The organism is Flavobacterium niveum (assembly GCF_055231775.1).
This window is the reverse complement of the sequence record NZ_JBUYSX010000004.1, coordinates 116,169-132,325: the sequence shown is the minus strand read 5'-3', so window position 1 is coordinate 132,325 and position 16,157 is coordinate 116,169. Positions and strand designations below refer to the sequence as shown.

Here is a 16,157-nt window from a genome sequence, read left to right as displayed (position 1 = left end):
TCAATAGCCCCGTTAGGGGCGGCATATTTATAGAAAACAAAGGTTTGAGACGTGGAGGAGTTCCGTAGGAACGGCATATAGCCGTATATATATATGGCGCTCCTCTGGAGCTCTGCTCACTCCTACGCATATTATTCCTATAAACATGTCACCCCTCTGGGGTTCTATAACCGATAAGATTCATGTTTCGAACACTTATGATTGCAAATCCGCGCTATCGAAGTAAATGCACAAATCCACATCCTTCGAATAACCGAATTGACAAATCACCGTATAACCCAAATAAACAAATCCACCTATCCATAAATTATCCACATTTTTTTTACCTTTAGCACCATCGTTAACCAACGGAACAAACAAATGAAAAAACTATACATTGCCCTGGCCTTTGCTTTGGCCGCACAAACCTCGTTTGCACAAAATGCCGAAACTGAAAAAGCCGATAAGCTGTTCAGCCGTTTTGAGTATGTAGATGCTGCAAAGGAGTACCTGAAAATTGCCCAGAAGAAAAAAGACCCTTATGTGTACAAGCAGCTGGCCGACAGCTATTTTAACGTATTCAACACCAAGGAAGCGGTAAAATGGTATGCCAAGGCTGTAGAAAGTAAGCAGGATGCCGAAACGTATTTCCGCTATGCGCAGATGCTTAAGGCGGAAGGAAAATACGAGGAGTCTAACGAGCAGATGAAGAAATTTGCCAAACTGGCACCAAACGACCAGCGCGCGGCAGCCTTTAACCAGGATCCTAACTACCTGCCGAAGCTGCGCAGCCAGGTAAAACTTTTCGATGAAAAAATACTGGACATAAACGATGACAAGTATTCCGATTTTGGTGGTGTGCTATTTGACGATAATACGTTTTACTTTACCAGCTCACGCAACATACTGCGTAAAAAATACGGCCGTAATGAGGAGCCGTACCTGGATATGTACAGTGCCACCTTTAGCAACGGCACCTTCAGCAAGCCTGAAGCCATAAGCGAAATAAACACCCAGTGGCACGACGGCCCCGCAACCGTATCAAGCGACGGCAAGGTAATGTACTTTTCCAGCGAAAGCTTTAAAAACGGTACATTCGAAAAGAGTGAAGGTGGTGTACGCACCGGCCTTATCCACCTGTTCCGCGCTGAGAAGAAAGAAGGCAAATGGACCAATATAAAACCGGTTCCATTTAACGGAAAAGACTGGAGCACGGGTAACGCCAGCCTTAGCAAAGACGGTAAGTGGCTGTACTTTGCCAGTAACCGTAAAGGTTCTATGGGCGGCAGCACCGACATTTGGAAAGTAGAGATAAAAGGCCCTAACAGCTACGGTGAGCCTGTAAACCTTGGCCCTAAAGTAAACACCGAAGGCAGGGAAAACTTCCCGTCTATAACCGATGATGGGAAACTATACTTTGCATCAGACAGCCGCAAGGGCTTTGGCGGGCTTGATATTTTTGTAATCGACCTGGAACATAATGGCGAGGCATTAAACGTAGGCCAACCGGTAAACACCCAGTTCGACGACTTTTCATTTAACTTTAACACTACGCATAACATCGGGTTCTTTGCCAGTAACCGCGCGGGCAAGGACAACCTGTACCAGGCCATACCGGTTTGTGGTGTAGAAGCTGTGGTAGTAGTAACTGACGAAGCTACCGGCAAGCCGATACCTGCTGCCAAAGTAGCCATACTGGACGATAAGAACAACGTGATAGAAACACGCACCACCGCTACAGACGGCGTTATTACCTACAGTGTAGACTGTAACAAGCCGTTTGTACTGCAAACAGAAGCGCTTGGTTATGAGAATGCAACATTTAAGCTGCCGGCTAACAAAGGCGGCCGCACTGAGATTGCAGCGCCGCTTAAACCGCTGAGCAGGCTTATTGTAGACAACAAGATAATGCTGAACAACATTTATTTTGAGTTCAACAAGAGTTTTATTACACAGGATGCTGCATTTGAGCTGAACAAGCTGGTTCAGATACTGCAAACAAATCCTAACATGGTAATAATGGTGAAAGCACACACCGACTCTCGCGGTAGTGATGAGTACAACCTGAAACTATCAGACGAAAGGGCGAGGGCTACGGTGCAGTATGTGATTTCGCAGGGCATAGCTGCCGAACGCATCAGTGGTAAAGGCTATGGTGAAACCGAACCGCTTATTAAGTGTGGTGATAACTGTACTGACGAGGAGCATACCAAAAACCGCCGTACAGAGTTTATTATTGTGAAGAACTAAATAAACCTCCTAAAAATATTTAACCACATGGGCGCCTTTAAGCGAGGTGCCTATGTGGTTTTATTTTTTATAATTCCGGGAAATTATTAAAAGTCCTGCAGGTGGGCTACAGTACGGGTAAAAATGGTAATACCGCAAACGGTTACCACCTTTATGGTCCTTAGCATGTCGCAGTTGTTGTTAAAAATGTGCAGGGTTTTTACTTTTACTATTTTCATAACCGTGGGATTTTATGGGGTAAGCAGCCCCGCTTTTATCATCTGTTTTTAACTATAACTAATATCGTTACCCAAAGATAGACAGCAATATTAGTTACCTGCTATATATTAGCTAATTACATATTTAGCATAGGCAGGCAGCAATTATTTGTCGACGAACGGTAGCACGGGCATAATTTTTATTTTAGATAACTTTAATATTTAGGATATTTACAATTTGCTAACGCTTTATTAATTTTGTAGAGGAATTCATCAGAATTGATATGCCACTACACCTTACAGAAATAGAACGTGTAAAAACTATTTCAAAAAAAGATTTTTACAATAATTATGTAAAAAAACAGAAACCACTGGTAATAGAGCAACTTACGCAAGACTGGCCTGCCTACGAAAAGTGGAAACTGCAATATATAAAAGACCTTGCCGGCGATAAAACAGTGCCATTGTACGACGACAGGCCGGTATCTCACAAGGATGGCTTTAACGAAGCCCACGCCACCATGAAAATGAGTGAGTACATAGACTTACTGAACAGCAAGCCTACCAATTACCGTATTTTCCTGTACAACCTTATGAAAGAGGTCCCTGTGCTTAAAAACGACTTCCGGTGGCCTGACATAGGCCTGAGGCTGGTAAAGCAGCTGCCCATGCTTTTCTTTGGCGGCGAAAACAGTAAGGTATTCATTCATTACGACATCGACTTCAGCAACATACTGCACTTCCATTTCCATGGGGTAAAACGTTGTGTTTTGTTTGAGCCAAACCAAACGCCTTACCTGTATAAGGTGCCGCATGCACTCATATCAAGGGAAGATATTGACTTTGACAACCCCGATTTTGAGAAATGGCCCGCACTGAAACAGGCACACGGGCTGGTTTGCGAACTGAAGCATGGTGAAATGCTGTACATGCCCGAAGGCTACTGGCATTACATGAAATATGTTACCCCGGGGTTCAGCATGAGCCTGAGGGCATTCCCGCGCAGGCCGCTTAATCTTATGAAGGCCGCCTACAATGTTACAGTAATGCGTTATTTTGATAACCTTATGCGCCGCATAAAAGGCCAGGCCTGGATAGACTACAAAAACCGCGAGGCAGTACTGCGCACCCACAAAAGGCTGCACCTGCCCATAGAAAACGTATAAAAGTGAAACTATTACCGCTTATAACAGAAATCCCGCATCGCGGGATTTTTTTATCTTTACCGCCATGGACACAGGCCACACATCTTACACGGTAGAGGAAGCCACCCGAAAACTGGAATATTATTGCAGCTACCAGGACCGCTGCCATGACGAGGTATTGCAAAAGCTGAAAAGCCTGCGCATGATTCCCCAGGCTATAGACCATATTATGGCACACCTTATAGAACACAGCTTTTTAAATGAAGAACGTTTTGCATGCAGTTTTGCCCGTGGTAAATGGCGTATAAAAAACTGGGGGCGCAGGCGCATAGTACAGGAACTGAAGCTGCGCCACATTTCTAAATACAATATAGACAAGGCACTGAAGGAGATTAATGAAGAGGAGTATACCGATGGTTTTAATGCCTTTGCCGAAACCCAGTGGGACAAGATAAAAGAAGCTTCACTGCAAAAAAAGAAGAAAAAACTTGCAGACCTTCTAATGCGCAAAGGCTACGAAAATCAGTTAATATTTGATAAAATCGAACAATTAGCCCACAAATATTAAAGTTTATTTATTTATTTTTTAAATCATAAAATTTTGTTAAATTAGCTTGCGCGAATTTAACCATTAAAACCTGGGCAAATTCTGGGGAACTATGAAGCAGATTCTACTGATTATTGCAGTGCTGGCTACACATTTAGCCGCTGCGCAAAATACACAATCTGATATTGCAAAAGCCGAAAAAGATGCCCGCAGGCTGGTATTTAAACAGCCCGACAGTGCACTGGCTATTGTAAAAAAGGTGCTGGCCAAACCGGTACTGCACGACACCGTATACGGAAGCATGTATAACATTTACGGCATATACTTCGGTATGCGCGGTAATAACGACTCGCTTATCTATTACCAGAAAAAATCCATAAGCTACCTGGAAGATTACCCAGAAAAAAGGGCTACCAGCCTTATACCCCTGGGTGTGGGCTACCGCAATAAAACTGATTTTGACAACGCGCTGAGCTGCTTTAACCAGGCGCTGGAAATAAACCGTAGGTTTAAAAACAACGTGGGCATAGCGGTAGACTACGGTGAGATAGGAAGCGTGTACAATACCAAAGGCGAGTACGACAAATCGGTAAAGTACCTGGTGATGGCCATAGACATCCTAAAGAAGGAAAAAAACCGCGAAAAACTGCCTGCGCTACAGCAAAAGCTGGCCAACACTTACTTAGCGCAACGTAATTTTTCATTTGCCATAGACCTGTACAATGAGTGCCTTCCTGCCTTTAAGGAAATGGGGCAGATGAAAAACTATTACCTTACCTTGGGTAACCTTGCAGAAGCCTACATTCACCAGGAGCGTTTTGCAGATGCCATAACCACCCTGAATGAATCGATAAAAGGGACCGAAAGCTTTGGCGATAAAAGCATACTGGGCATTGCGTATGCTAAGCTGGGTAATGCCGAAGAATATTTAAAACACCATGATAAGGCCATGGCGGCTTACCAGAAAGCTATTGACCTGCTTATAGCATCGGGCTCTAACCGGGTGGTGCGTATAGCCGGTGAGTACATAGACCTGCTTAACAAGCATAAAGAGTACAAAAAGGCCATGGAGGTAATAAGCCGCGTGGAACCCCTGAAACTGTTTGAAGAAAGCAATGCAGATGATCGCATTGTCTACAAAAAAGCGGTCGCCGACACATACAGCGGCACTGACAATACCGACAAAGCTGTAGAAGCCTACCAGGAAACCATAGACATAAAAGACTCGCTGGCTACTGCATCGCACCAGGAAAGCCTGCACGAAATGCAGGCGAAATTCCAGACTGAGGCACAGCGCGAAAAGAACACCACGCTTGAGGAGAGTAACAAATCGCTTCGCAGCGGGCTGTGGCTGTACCTTACCATAGGCGGTTCACTTATTGTAGTTATTCTGCTGGCACTGCGTGGTTACAGGCTGCAAAACGGCATGCAACAGCAAAAGCTGAAAAACCTGGAGGGCGAAAAGGAAATGATAGCCCACCAGCACCTGCATGAACAGGAGCTGACCAATGCGCAAAAGGATATTATAGATGAAAAACAGCGTGAACTAACCAGTACGGCGCTGCGTATGGCCAACTTCCAGGACAGCCTGAACCAGATTATAGACAAGTGCAACAGCGGTGAAATAAGCCGTGTAAGCGACCTTAAAAAAGAGCTCCAACTGCTGTCTAAACAGGAAGATTACTGGAAACAGTTTGAAACGCGCTTTAACCACCTGCACCCTGAGTTTGGTACGTCGCTGCAAAACCGTTTTGGGAAGCTTACCAAAAATGATATTGAATTCTGTTCGTTGCTGAAACTGAACCTGAGCAACAAGGAAATAGCATCATTACTGCAAATTTCGCACGAAAGTGTCATCACCAAAAAATACCGCATCAAGAAAAAAATGGAAATCCATGACGATGCTGATTTTGAAAAGATGCTTACGGAGATGTAAACATGTAGAAATGTTTCATTTGAAAACTACCTGAACGGTGAGTTCCTCCGCATTACATCAAACAAGTCTGCCTTGCCCTGCAGCTTGGCCTGGATGAGCGGTATACCTATAGGAAATGCCCATACTTTAATACCGTACAAAAAAGCATCGCCCGTGCTTACTTCGTGCCCGGCAATACTGCTGGCTACAATTTTACCTGCAAAAAGCGCCAGGTAACCGTATGACACAAAAACAGCCAAACCGTAAAAAGCAGCAATTACCTCCAGGGTTGCTACAACATCGTTATCCAGATACAGCCCACGCTGCACGGCATCGATATTAATAGCACCAATGAATGCGATGGCGCAGTACGAAAAGTACAGCCAAAATGCCACCTTAAACCATACGGTATTGGTTTCAAAAGGTACTTTAAGGCGGTTTTGCGCACAAATGGCCCATACCCACAAAAAGTAAACACCCACCACCAGCGTAAGCGCTACACCGATAATCGGAAAAATAAGCTCATACTTTGCCAGCAGTAAAATCAACGATACCAGCCCGTGCGCTATCATTGCCAAAAAAGGCATCAATATAAGGAACAGCCCCAGGTTTACGGGTTTTGCAGTAAATATGCGGTCTATAAGTTTACTCATAATCAGTAGGTTTGCCGCAAATATACCATTAAAACCGTTAGTTGAGTAATTGCTTACGATATTCCGCAGGTGTAAAACCCGTTTCCTTTTTAAACAGGCGGGTAAAATACGGCGGGTTTTCAAAACCAAGCGCATAGGCCGTTTCGGCTATGGTTTTATCAGGTTCCTGAAGCAGGTTTTTTGCCTCTCCCACCAAAAAGACATGGATGAGTTCCAGCGCGGTTTTGCCGGTTTCCTGTCGCAGCAGGTCGCTCAGGTAGCGCGTAGAGGTATTCAGCGCATCGGCCATGGCTTTTACTGTAGGCAGGCCGTCTTTACTCAGTACACCCCTTTCCAGGTAATGTGCCAGCAGTTTGTTAAACCGCGATACCGTAACACCCGATAGTTCGGTACGGTTAAGGAACTGCCGTTTGTAAAAACGCTGCGAGTACTTCAGTATAGAGTCAATATGCGTAAGGATGATTTCGCGGCTGTATTCATCCTGGTTGCCGTTGTTTTCGTCCTCAATTTTAAAATACAGCTCCCAGATGGTTTCCTCCTCACGCGGCGAAAGGTGCAGCGCTTCATTGGTTTCGTAGTCGAAAAAGCTGTATTTCTTAATTTCCTCATGCAGGCCGTGCCCGTTAAGGTAATCCTGGTGGATGTAGATGATAAAGCCTTTCTCTTCCAGCTCCAGGTCTTTTATCTCTACAATCTGGTTTGGCTTCATAAACATCAGCGAACCGTTTTCATGGTCGTATTTGGTACGCCCGTAGCTAATTACCCCGGCCCTCATCTTCTTAAACATAATAGTATAAAAGTCCGACGTAAATGCGCCTTCACCTATCTTACACCCTACCAGCCTTTCGCATAAAATAAGCCCCAGCATGGGATTTTCAGGCGGCGGGCAGCCTGTATCGCGGCTCAGTTCTATAATGCTTTTATAATGTTTCATGGTTATATACTATTTAAGGGCTCTTCCCATTCCGAATATAGTGTAACGAAATTGAGGAATCTCCAAAGAGATGTCTCCACTGCGTTGCACTCCGGTCGACATGGAAAAAAGCCCTATAAAGTTATGAAAAAATAAACACCGTTTATTAGTTTACACCGTGGGCAGCAACAGCCACTTCATCCCATGCTTCCCATTCGGCTATGCGGTCGGCATACACCTGTTTGGCCCATGGTAGTGTATGTTTGCCAAGGAATAGGCGTAGCGGAGGGTTTTCGGCATCTACCAGTTTCAGTACAGCTTCAGATGTAGCGGCAGGGTCGCCAAAGAAACCTTCCTGGCTGCTGGCCTCACCAAACGATTGGCGAAGCCCGTCGTACACGGCAATCGGTTCGCTTTGTGCAGCGCTGGAACCTGCCCAGTCGGTAGCAAAGCCGTTTGGTTCTATAAGCGACACGTTGATTCCAAATTGTTTTACTTCCTGCGATAATGACTCGCTGATGCCTTCCACAGCCCACTTAGAGGCGTTGTATACACCCAGCAGCGGCAATGTAGTAATACCAAGGATGCTGCTCACCTGTATAATGTGGCCGTGGCCCTGCTCCCTCATTATAGGCAATACCGCCTGGGTAACCCACAGCAGCCCGAATACGTTGGTTTCTATCTGCTGGCGGGCAGCTTCTTCGGTGGTTTCTTCAATGGTGCCAAACAGGCCGTAACCGGCATTGTTTATCAGCACGTCTATAGTGCCGAAGTGTTCTTTGGCTTTGGCAACGGCGGCAAAGTTATCGGCGCGGTTGTTTACGTCAAGTTTAAGGGGAAGGATGTTGTCACCATAGGTGGCTACAAGGTCAGACAGGGTTTCGGTATTGCGTGCAGTGGCTATTACTTTATCGCCACGTTTTAAAAAAGCCTCAGCCCATAGTTTACCAAACCCGCGTGAAGCACCTGTAATAAATATTGTCTTTGACATGATTAATGTGTTTTAAGATTACATGACAAAGGTATGGCGGGCATATGGCGGCGGACTTATACAAAAACACGGAATGGTTATACAAAAGTGCGAGGGATGGAAGCTGGAAGTCCGATGTACGATGCCGGGAGATTCCTGATTTGATTTAGGAATTTTAAATACATTTACATATGGAGATAAGAAAACACCTTAACGAATTTACCACCGCTGTATTATTAATCGAAATTGTGCTGTTCTATGCCCTCATGAGTTTTATAGGCGAAATAGCATTTACACCCTTTGTAACCTTTTTAGTGATAATTCATATTACACTAATTATCCTGCACTTAAAAACACGCCAAAAACCTTATGTAATTTATATCATTTTATTGGTAGCACCTATGATATTGATGCTGCTGGGGTTTATTCTAATTAGTATGATAGGCAAAATGTGTTAAAAATTCCTGTAAAAAACTGTACATTACATCCTCAGGGCGGTTTTTGTTAGCTTGAAACAGTATTTCCGTTGTGGTATATGCGCTACACGTAGAGACGCATGCAATGCGTCTCTACAGGAAACACCACCGGCACACAAAGGTACTTTAGTTACCATAAAAGCACGGCTCATACATCTATAAACCGCACCGCAATATTTACTCTATCTTAGTAAATACCATATATTCTCCGCTGGAAAATGTCATGTTATGTATGGTTAAGGTGTTATCCTTTACGTAGCAGGAATAGCTAACACCATCTATAATTATACCCTTGGTACCTACCCTAACACCGTACACACCTGTTTCCTTAATGTAAGGGTATTCATCTTCAATGGTGTTGTTAATTTCAAGTTGCGTATTGGCTTCGTTAAATGTCCATACGATGTCGCCCCCACCAACAGCAGGTATCTCTGCCATTATAGAAGCTCTGTATTCTACCATGTCCCAGCTGCCGGTAACAACGGGAGGGGTATCTTCATCTTTGGAACACGACATAACAAAACCTGAAATAAGCAAAAGGGTAAGGAAGTTCTTCATAATGGTGGTTATAAGTTTTGGTTAACGGTTGGCCCGCTGATTTTCTTTGCAGCAGGTAAAAATAATAAAAAAGTTATACATCAGTACCACAAAAAACTATCCTTAATAAGGTCGGTTCTCCCTATTCTGAAACAGTCCTCTTTTACTTCTATGAACGGACGATACCCGTAGAGACGCATTGCATGCGTCTCCCATAACCGAATAGACGCATGCAATGCGTCTCTACAGAAAACAAAAAAACCGCCCTTATATAAGGGCGGTTCTTGTTATTCTGAAACAGCGTTTCCTTTGCTGTCATAAAAGTGGTATTCTAAATACGTGTAAGCGTCACGTGGTATTACTTTTATCCATTTCTTGTGCTCCATAAACCACTTTGCACGAATGGAAGGGAAACCTTTGGTAAGGTATGCGGCCACAAATGGGTGGGCATTAAGCACCAGCTTTTTGTGGTTCCGTATAAGTCTTTCAAGGTCGGCCGTTATTTTGTCTATCACCAGTATAGGGGCTTCTATTTCGCCGCTGCCCATAGGGTTTTCCTCCCTGGTTTTAATTTTTACTTCAGGCCGCACCCGTTGCCGTGTAATCTGGATCAGGCCAAATTTACTCGGTGGCAGGATCTTATGTTTTGCTTTATCGTCGCTCATTTCCTGTTTCAGGAAATCAAACAGTTTTTTGCGGTTATCAGGATTGTTCATATCTATGAAATCCACCACAATAATACCTCCCATATCCCTAAGGCGCAGCTGCCTTGCTATTTCGGCGGCGGCTATAAGGTTTACTTCAAGGGCGGTATCTTCCTGGCTCAGTGCCTTGTTAGAGCGGTTACCACTGTTTACGTCTATAACGTGTAGGGCTTCGGTATGCTCTATAATAAGGTAGGCACCTTTGCTCATGGAAACCGTTTTGCCAAAAGAGGTTTTTATCTGCCTTTCTATATTGTATTTTTCAAACAATGGCAAATCCCTGTTTTGGTACAGCTTTACGATATTCGCTTTTTGCGGGGCTATCTCCTGCAGATAGTCCTTCGTGGCGTAAAAAAGGTCTTCATCGTCCGCGTAGATACCGGTAAAGGTATCGTTAAATACATCTCGGAGTATAGACGACACTTTGTTTACTTCGCCCAGCACTTTGCTCGGGTGGTGTGCACCCTGCAGCCTTTTGCACATGGCGGTCCATTTTTCCATCAGGTTGTGCAGGTCCTTGTCCAGCTCTGCTACCTTTTTGTCTTCGGCTACAGTACGTACTATAACGCCGAATCCCTTTGGCCTAATGCTCTGTACGAGGCGCTTAAGCCTGTCTTTTTCCTCTTTAGACTCTATTTTCTGTGAAATGGAAATACGGTCGCTAAAAGGCACCAGCACCACATAGCGGCCGGCCAGCGAAAGCTCAGAGCTTATGCGGGGGCCTTTGGTACTTATAGGCTCTTTTACCACCTGTACAAGAACACTCTGGTTAGCACTAAGCACATCGGCTATGGCACCGTTCTTGTCTATTTCCGGTTCAAAAGGAAAATTTTTAAGGGTGTAATCTTTTTGTTTACCTGCGCTTACAAGTTTTATGAATTTCAGCAAAGAAGGGAGGTTTGGCCCCAGGTCGTGGTAGTGCAGAAATGCATCTTTTTCGAACCCTACGTTTACAAACGCGGCATTAAGCCCCGGAACGGGCTTGCGTATCTTCGCAATAAAGATATCGCCCACGTTAAACTGGCTCTTGTCTTCCTGTTCTTTGTGTAATTCTATTAGTTTTCCATCTTTTAATAAGGCAAAATCTACGGCTTCAGAACCGGAACGGATAATCAGTTCTTTGTTCACGCTGTACATTTTTATCCATAAAAGTTGTTGGTTGTCGGTTATTGGTTGTTGGAAGCTCCTAACAACTATCAACTAACAACTATCAACCAATACAGATGGATTAAACAATTAGTTTTACAGGCAATTGTTGTACCCGGCGTTTTTAGACTTTCAGATAATAGATGATAGATGCCAGACACTTTGCAGAGTCTATTATCTATTATCTGTCATCTCATAATCTTAAAAACTTTTTTCAATGAACTTTCTTTCAGACCTAAAGATAATAGATAATAGACGAAAAGACAACTTAGCATCATGCTTTTTTTGGCAGGGCCAAATAAGGTCTCTTATCTTTTATCTATCATCTTACAGTCTAAAAAAGAAAAAAGTAGTTTACACTACTTTTTCTTTTTGTGACGGTTAGCTCTCGCCCTTTTCTTACGTTTGTGCGTAGCTACCTTATGTCTTTTTCTTTTCTTACCACTTGGCATATTGTCAAAGGTGTTTGTGGTTAATAAATTAGTTTGCTTTTACTTCAGTGTTCGTTTTCACACCATCTACAAATATTTTGGCAGGTTTAAATGCCGGGATGTTGTGAGCAGGTATCTTTATAGTAGTATTTTTGGAAATGTTCCTTCCTGTCTTTTCAGCGCGTGTTTTGATGATGAAGCTACCAAAACCCCTAAGGTAAACGTTATCCCCAGTTTCCAGCGAGCTCTTTACTTCTTCCATAAAAGACTCTACTGTTGCCTGAACATCACCTTTCTCAAGTCCAAGTTTTTCCGAAATTTTCGCTACGATGTCTGCTTTCGTCATTTTTCTAAGAATTTATATTGTATGTATTTTTTTGAGTGTGCAAATATAACAATTAAAAAAACAATTATTCAAGGTAATCTATTAAAATTTAATAACATAAACTTTTAATTTTGCAAACCATCACATAACAATGACGTTTTCTAAGTTATTAATAGACTGGTATTTGCAAAACAGGCGCAGCCTGCCATGGCGCAAAACACCCCATCCGTACCCTGTGTGGTTATCGGAAATTATGCTACAGCAAACCCGTGTAGCACAGGGACTTCCGTATTTCCTGAAATTCACAGAAGCCTTCCCTACGGTAACAGATTTGGCCAATGCACCCGAAGAAAAGGTGCTGCATTTATGGCAGGGCCTGGGCTACTACAGCCGCGCCCGGAACCTGCATGCCACAGCAAAAATTGTAGCCCACGAACTGGGCGGAACCTTCCCAAACAGCTATGCAGGGCTGTTAAAACTGAAAGGCGTGGGCGAATATACCGCCGCCGCCATAGCCTCTATATGCTATGGTGAGGCCGTACCCGTGGTAGACGGAAACGTGTACCGCGTGCTCAGCCGCTACTTCGGCATTACTACCGATATATCGTCTTCAGGGGCTAAAAAGGAGTTTGCCGCCGTAGCCGCCGCGCACATGCCTGCCGGGCAGGCCAGCGAGTTCAACCAGGCCATGATGGAATTTGGCGCGCTGCAATGCGTACCGAAAAACCCCGACTGCGCCACTTGCACCCTTAATAAGGAGTGCATTGCGTACGCCACCGGCCGCGTGGGTGAACTCCCCGTAAAGCTGAAAAAGCAGAAAGTAACCGACCGCTACTTTAATTATATTATAGTAAAGGACGCTGCCAATCGCCTGATTGTACACCGCCGCGGCGAAAAAGGCATCTGGCACGGGCTGTACGAATTCCCGCTGCTGGAAACGGAAACCCTTACCGGTGAAACCGAAACTATTGGACTGATAAGCGGGTTCGACAAACTTGGCTTTGCGCCAAAAAACATCACCTTATTAAATACTGATCCTGTAATACACAAGCTGTCGCACCAAAAGCTGCACATACGCTTCTGGGAGGTAAGCACGCCCGAAAACCTACCGGGAAGCATTGACCCTGAACAGCTTAAAAACATACCGCTGCCTATAGTACTGCACAATTTTGCAGTAAGGCATTGGTATTGAAGCTTTATTTTAGTATATTTGGTTTAACCGGAAAATAAATCGACATCAAATGAACGGCACCTTAAATAAAGTAATGCTCATAGGCCACCTGGGCGACGACGTAAAGCTGCACTATTTTGAGGGCGGCAACTGCATAGGGCGTTTCCCGCTGGCCACTAATGAGGTGTACATTAACAAGCAGACCAATGAACGCATAACCAGTACCGAATGGCATAACCTGGTGGTGCGCAACAAGGCTGCCGAAATTTGTGAAAAGTACCTGAGCAAAGGCGATAAGATATACGTGGAAGGCCGTATAAAATCGCGGCAGTGGCAGGGTGAGGACGGCATAACCAAGTACACCACCGAAATTCAGGTGACCGAGTTTACGTTCCTTACTACCAAAAAAGAGTACGACCCTGCCAAGGCGGGCCAGCAGCCACACGTAGCCGAAGCACGGCCTGCATATGATATGCCCTCCATGCCCGAAAACGACAATTTGCCTTTTTAATGTTTAATCAATATCCCATATTTTGGACGACCCCGGCCCCACGAGCATATTAAGTATAGACTACAGCCTTGTTACAGGCTTTACCGGCATAGTTTTGCTGCTGTTTTGCTCTGCGATTATCAGCGGCACAGAGGTAGCACTGTTCTCTCTTTCTCCTGACGACCTTGATACTATAAAGCACCGCACACCCCGCCAGGGTTCGCTCATAGCCACATTACTGGAAAAGCCTAAAAAGCTACTGGCTACCATTGTTATCACCAATACATTTATCAACCTTTCGGTAATCCTGTACTTTTTCAGGATGGACTGCCTTTCGGGTATACCCCTGCCCAGTTTGCGTTTCGCGTTAGAGGTAGCTATTATCACCTTATTAATATTACTCTTTGGCGAAGTATTACCCAAAGTATACGCCGCACGAAACAGCCGCACCGTGGCCACCCGCATAGCCTATCCCCTGTTTGTATTAGACAAAGCACTTACACCTATTAGCATACCCATGCGCAGCATTACGCTTTGGCTCAATAAAAAGATAAGCCCGCCACAGTCTGAAATAGATGTAGACCGCCTGTCGCAAGCGCTGGAACTTACCGATTACGGAGACAACAACAAGGAGAAACAAAAGATATTGGAAGGCATCGTAAGCTTTGGCAGCACCGATGTAAAACAAGTAATGACCCCACGCATAGATCTTTTTGCGCTGGACATCAACAGCCCATACAGCGAGGTATTGCCTAAAATTACTGAGGCAGGATTTTCGCGTATACCGGTATACAAAGAAGATATAGATACTATAAAAGGAGTATTGTACGTTAAAGACCTGCTGCCCTACATCAACCAGGAAGGGTTTGAATGGCAAAACATAATCCGCGAGCCGTATTACATACCCGAAAGCAAGATGCTGGACGACCTGCTGAAAGAGTTCCAAAACATGAAAAACCACCTGGCTGTGGTGGTAGACGAGTACGGCGGCACTTCGGGTATTATAACCCTGGAGGATATCCTGGAGGAAATTGTGGGCGATATAAGCGACGAGTTTGACGACGAAGATATAGTGTACAGCCGCATAGACGACCGCAGCTTTTTGTTTGACGGCAAGGTGGGGCTGAAGGATTTTTACCGTATTACCGGGCTTGATGAGGAAGCTTTTGAAGACACCGAAAGCGAAGCCGATACCCTTGGCGGTTTTTTAGTGGAGCTAAACGGCAATTTTCCGGAAAAGGGGCAGGAAATTAATTTTAATGGCAATATCTTTACCGTCGAATCTGTAGATAACAGGCGGATAAAACAAATTAAGGTTACGCTGCATGAAACGCACACATAAGTTTTTAGCTTCAACATTACTAGTCCTTAGCGGGCTGCTGCTTACCGGCTGCGGGGAAGACCCAAAACCGAAACCCGAAGCTTTTTTAAGGCTGGACTACCAGCTGGGTACCCTGAAACACTATGAGTCGGGCTGCCCGTTTGTGTTTGACTACAACTCTTTTGCCACGGTAAAAGAACAGGGCAACTGTAACCTTACCCTGGAATATCCTAAAATGAAGGCTACGGTATACCTTACCTATAAGCCCGTAAACAACAACCTGCCGCTACTGCTTCGGGATGCTGAAAAACTTACGTACGACCACGTTATTAAAGCGGACAATATAAACGCGCAGCCGTTTGTAAACGAACGTGGCAAGGTGTATGGCATGTTCTCCCAGGTGGGTGGCGATGCGGCTACCAATGCCCAGTTTTACGTTACCGACAGCACACGCCATTTCCTGACTGCCTCACTATACTTCTATGCCAAACCGAATTTCGATTCGGTTATGCCGGCTGCAGCCTACATTAAAGAAGACATGAGAAACCTTATGGAAACCCTACACTGGAGGCAATAAGGAATTTTCAATTACGAATTACGAATTTTGGCACATGGATGGCGTATTTTTTACGTCGTTACATGTCGACGACAGGAGACATCTCACAATCTGTCAATCCATAGTATTTACAAACAACACTTACAAGGTCTCAAAGACCTTGCAGGAGCGTGACAAACCCACAACCTCTATCACGTCATTCCATATCGACGACAGGAGACATCTCACAATCTGTCATCCATAATATTTACAAACAACACCTACAAGGTCTCAAAGACCTTGCAGGAGCGTGATAAACCTACAACCTTCTTCACACAGCCTAAGCTGCAAGGTTTCCAAAACCTTGTAGGTTTAAAATTGTAAACCCATTCACCCCATAAAACAACAAAAGCAGCCCTAAGGCTGCTTTATGTAAATATTGTAATAGCTTA

Annotated in this window: 15 protein-coding genes; 8 read left to right on the top strand and 7 right to left on the bottom strand. The window is 44.5% G+C overall.

The window, feature by feature from the left end; translation table 11 throughout:
• Window positions 1-360: 360 nt before the first annotated feature.
• Window positions 361-2,229 carry an OmpA family protein gene (locus ACZIX4_RS11285; RefSeq protein WP_463335745.1) on the top strand — a complete coding sequence of 623 codons (1,869 nt, stop codon included), beginning with the start codon at window positions 361-363 and terminating at the stop codon, window positions 2,227-2,229.
• An 86-nt stretch (window positions 2,230-2,315) separates the two neighbouring features.
• Here the strand turns inward: ACZIX4_RS11285 and ACZIX4_RS11280 are convergent, their stop codons facing one another.
• Window positions 2,316-2,447, bottom strand: coding sequence for a hypothetical protein (locus ACZIX4_RS11280; protein ID WP_463335744.1), 132 nt, complete (start codon window positions 2,445-2,447; stop codon window positions 2,316-2,318).
• A gap of 263 nt (window positions 2,448-2,710) precedes the next feature.
• On the opposite strand from ACZIX4_RS11280, the gene ACZIX4_RS11275 reads away from it, so the two are divergent.
• The 3 genes from ACZIX4_RS11275 (at window position 2,711) to ACZIX4_RS11265 (ending at window position 6,054) form a co-directional block, all read left to right on the top strand.
• A complete protein-coding gene (locus ACZIX4_RS11275) occupies window positions 2,711-3,592 on the top strand; it encodes a cupin-like domain-containing protein (RefSeq protein ID WP_463335743.1) in 882 nt (293 codons plus the stop codon).
• Window positions 3,593-3,656: 64 nt separating this feature from the next.
• A complete protein-coding gene (locus ACZIX4_RS11270) occupies window positions 3,657-4,139 on the top strand; it encodes a regulatory protein RecX (protein ID WP_463335742.1) in 483 nt (160 codons plus the stop codon).
• Between the two features lie 91 nt (window positions 4,140-4,230).
• On the top strand, window positions 4,231-6,054 hold the full coding sequence (locus tag ACZIX4_RS11265) for a tetratricopeptide repeat protein (protein ID WP_463335741.1): 1,824 nt from the start codon (window positions 4,231-4,233) through the stop codon (window positions 6,052-6,054).
• Between the two features lie 26 nt (window positions 6,055-6,080).
• On the opposite strand, the gene ACZIX4_RS11260 is transcribed toward ACZIX4_RS11265, so the two are convergent.
• The 6 genes from ACZIX4_RS11260 to ACZIX4_RS11235 all read right to left on the bottom strand — a co-directional run bounded on the left by ACZIX4_RS11260 (window position 6,081) and on the right by ACZIX4_RS11235 (window position 12,209).
• On the bottom strand, window positions 6,081-6,686 hold the full coding sequence (locus tag ACZIX4_RS11260; RefSeq protein WP_463335740.1) for a hypothetical protein: 606 nt from the start codon (window positions 6,684-6,686) through the stop codon (window positions 6,081-6,083).
• Between the two features lie 37 nt (window positions 6,687-6,723).
• Complete coding sequence (locus ACZIX4_RS11255; RefSeq protein ID WP_463335739.1) at window positions 6,724-7,620, bottom strand: helix-turn-helix domain-containing protein; 897 nt, start codon at window positions 7,618-7,620, stop codon at window positions 6,724-6,726.
• Window positions 7,621-7,765: 145 nt separating this feature from the next.
• Window positions 7,766-8,590 (bottom strand): SDR family oxidoreductase, encoded by an 825-nt coding sequence (locus ACZIX4_RS11250; protein ID WP_463335738.1) that lies wholly within the window; start codon window positions 8,588-8,590, stop codon window positions 7,766-7,768.
• Between the two features lie 632 nt (window positions 8,591-9,222).
• Window positions 9,223-9,603, bottom strand: coding sequence for a hypothetical protein (locus tag ACZIX4_RS11245; protein ID WP_463335737.1), 381 nt, complete (start codon window positions 9,601-9,603; stop codon window positions 9,223-9,225).
• Window positions 9,604-9,869: 266 nt separating this feature from the next.
• Window positions 9,870-11,414 (bottom strand): Rne/Rng family ribonuclease, encoded by a 1,545-nt coding sequence (locus tag ACZIX4_RS11240; protein ID WP_463335736.1) that lies wholly within the window; start codon window positions 11,412-11,414, stop codon window positions 9,870-9,872.
• A 498-nt stretch (window positions 11,415-11,912) separates the two neighbouring features.
• Window positions 11,913-12,209, bottom strand: coding sequence for an HU family DNA-binding protein (locus ACZIX4_RS11235; protein ID WP_463335735.1), 297 nt, complete (start codon window positions 12,207-12,209; stop codon window positions 11,913-11,915).
• A gap of 130 nt (window positions 12,210-12,339) precedes the next feature.
• Between ACZIX4_RS11235 and mutY the strand changes: the two genes are divergently transcribed.
• The 4 genes from mutY to gldD are packed head-to-tail and all read left to right on the top strand — an operon-like array spanning window position 12,340 to window position 15,747.
• Window positions 12,340-13,380 carry an A/G-specific adenine glycosylase gene (gene mutY, locus ACZIX4_RS11230; RefSeq protein WP_463335734.1) on the top strand — a complete coding sequence of 347 codons (1,041 nt, stop codon included), beginning with the start codon at window positions 12,340-12,342 and terminating at the stop codon, window positions 13,378-13,380.
• A 49-nt stretch (window positions 13,381-13,429) separates the two neighbouring features.
• Window positions 13,430-13,870: a single-stranded DNA-binding protein gene (locus ACZIX4_RS11225; protein ID WP_463335733.1), complete on the top strand. Its 441-nt coding sequence runs from the start codon at window positions 13,430-13,432 to the stop codon at window positions 13,868-13,870.
• A 22-nt stretch (window positions 13,871-13,892) separates the two neighbouring features.
• Window positions 13,893-15,191 carry a gliding motility-associated protein GldE gene (gene gldE, locus ACZIX4_RS11220; protein ID WP_463335732.1) on the top strand — a complete coding sequence of 433 codons (1,299 nt, stop codon included), beginning with the start codon at window positions 13,893-13,895 and terminating at the stop codon, window positions 15,189-15,191.
• Window positions 15,175-15,747, top strand: coding sequence for a gliding motility lipoprotein GldD (gldD, locus tag ACZIX4_RS11215; RefSeq protein WP_463335731.1), 573 nt, complete (start codon window positions 15,175-15,177; stop codon window positions 15,745-15,747). Before gldE ends, gldD begins: the two co-directional genes overlap by 17 nt.
• Window positions 15,748-16,157 lie beyond the last annotated feature (410 nt).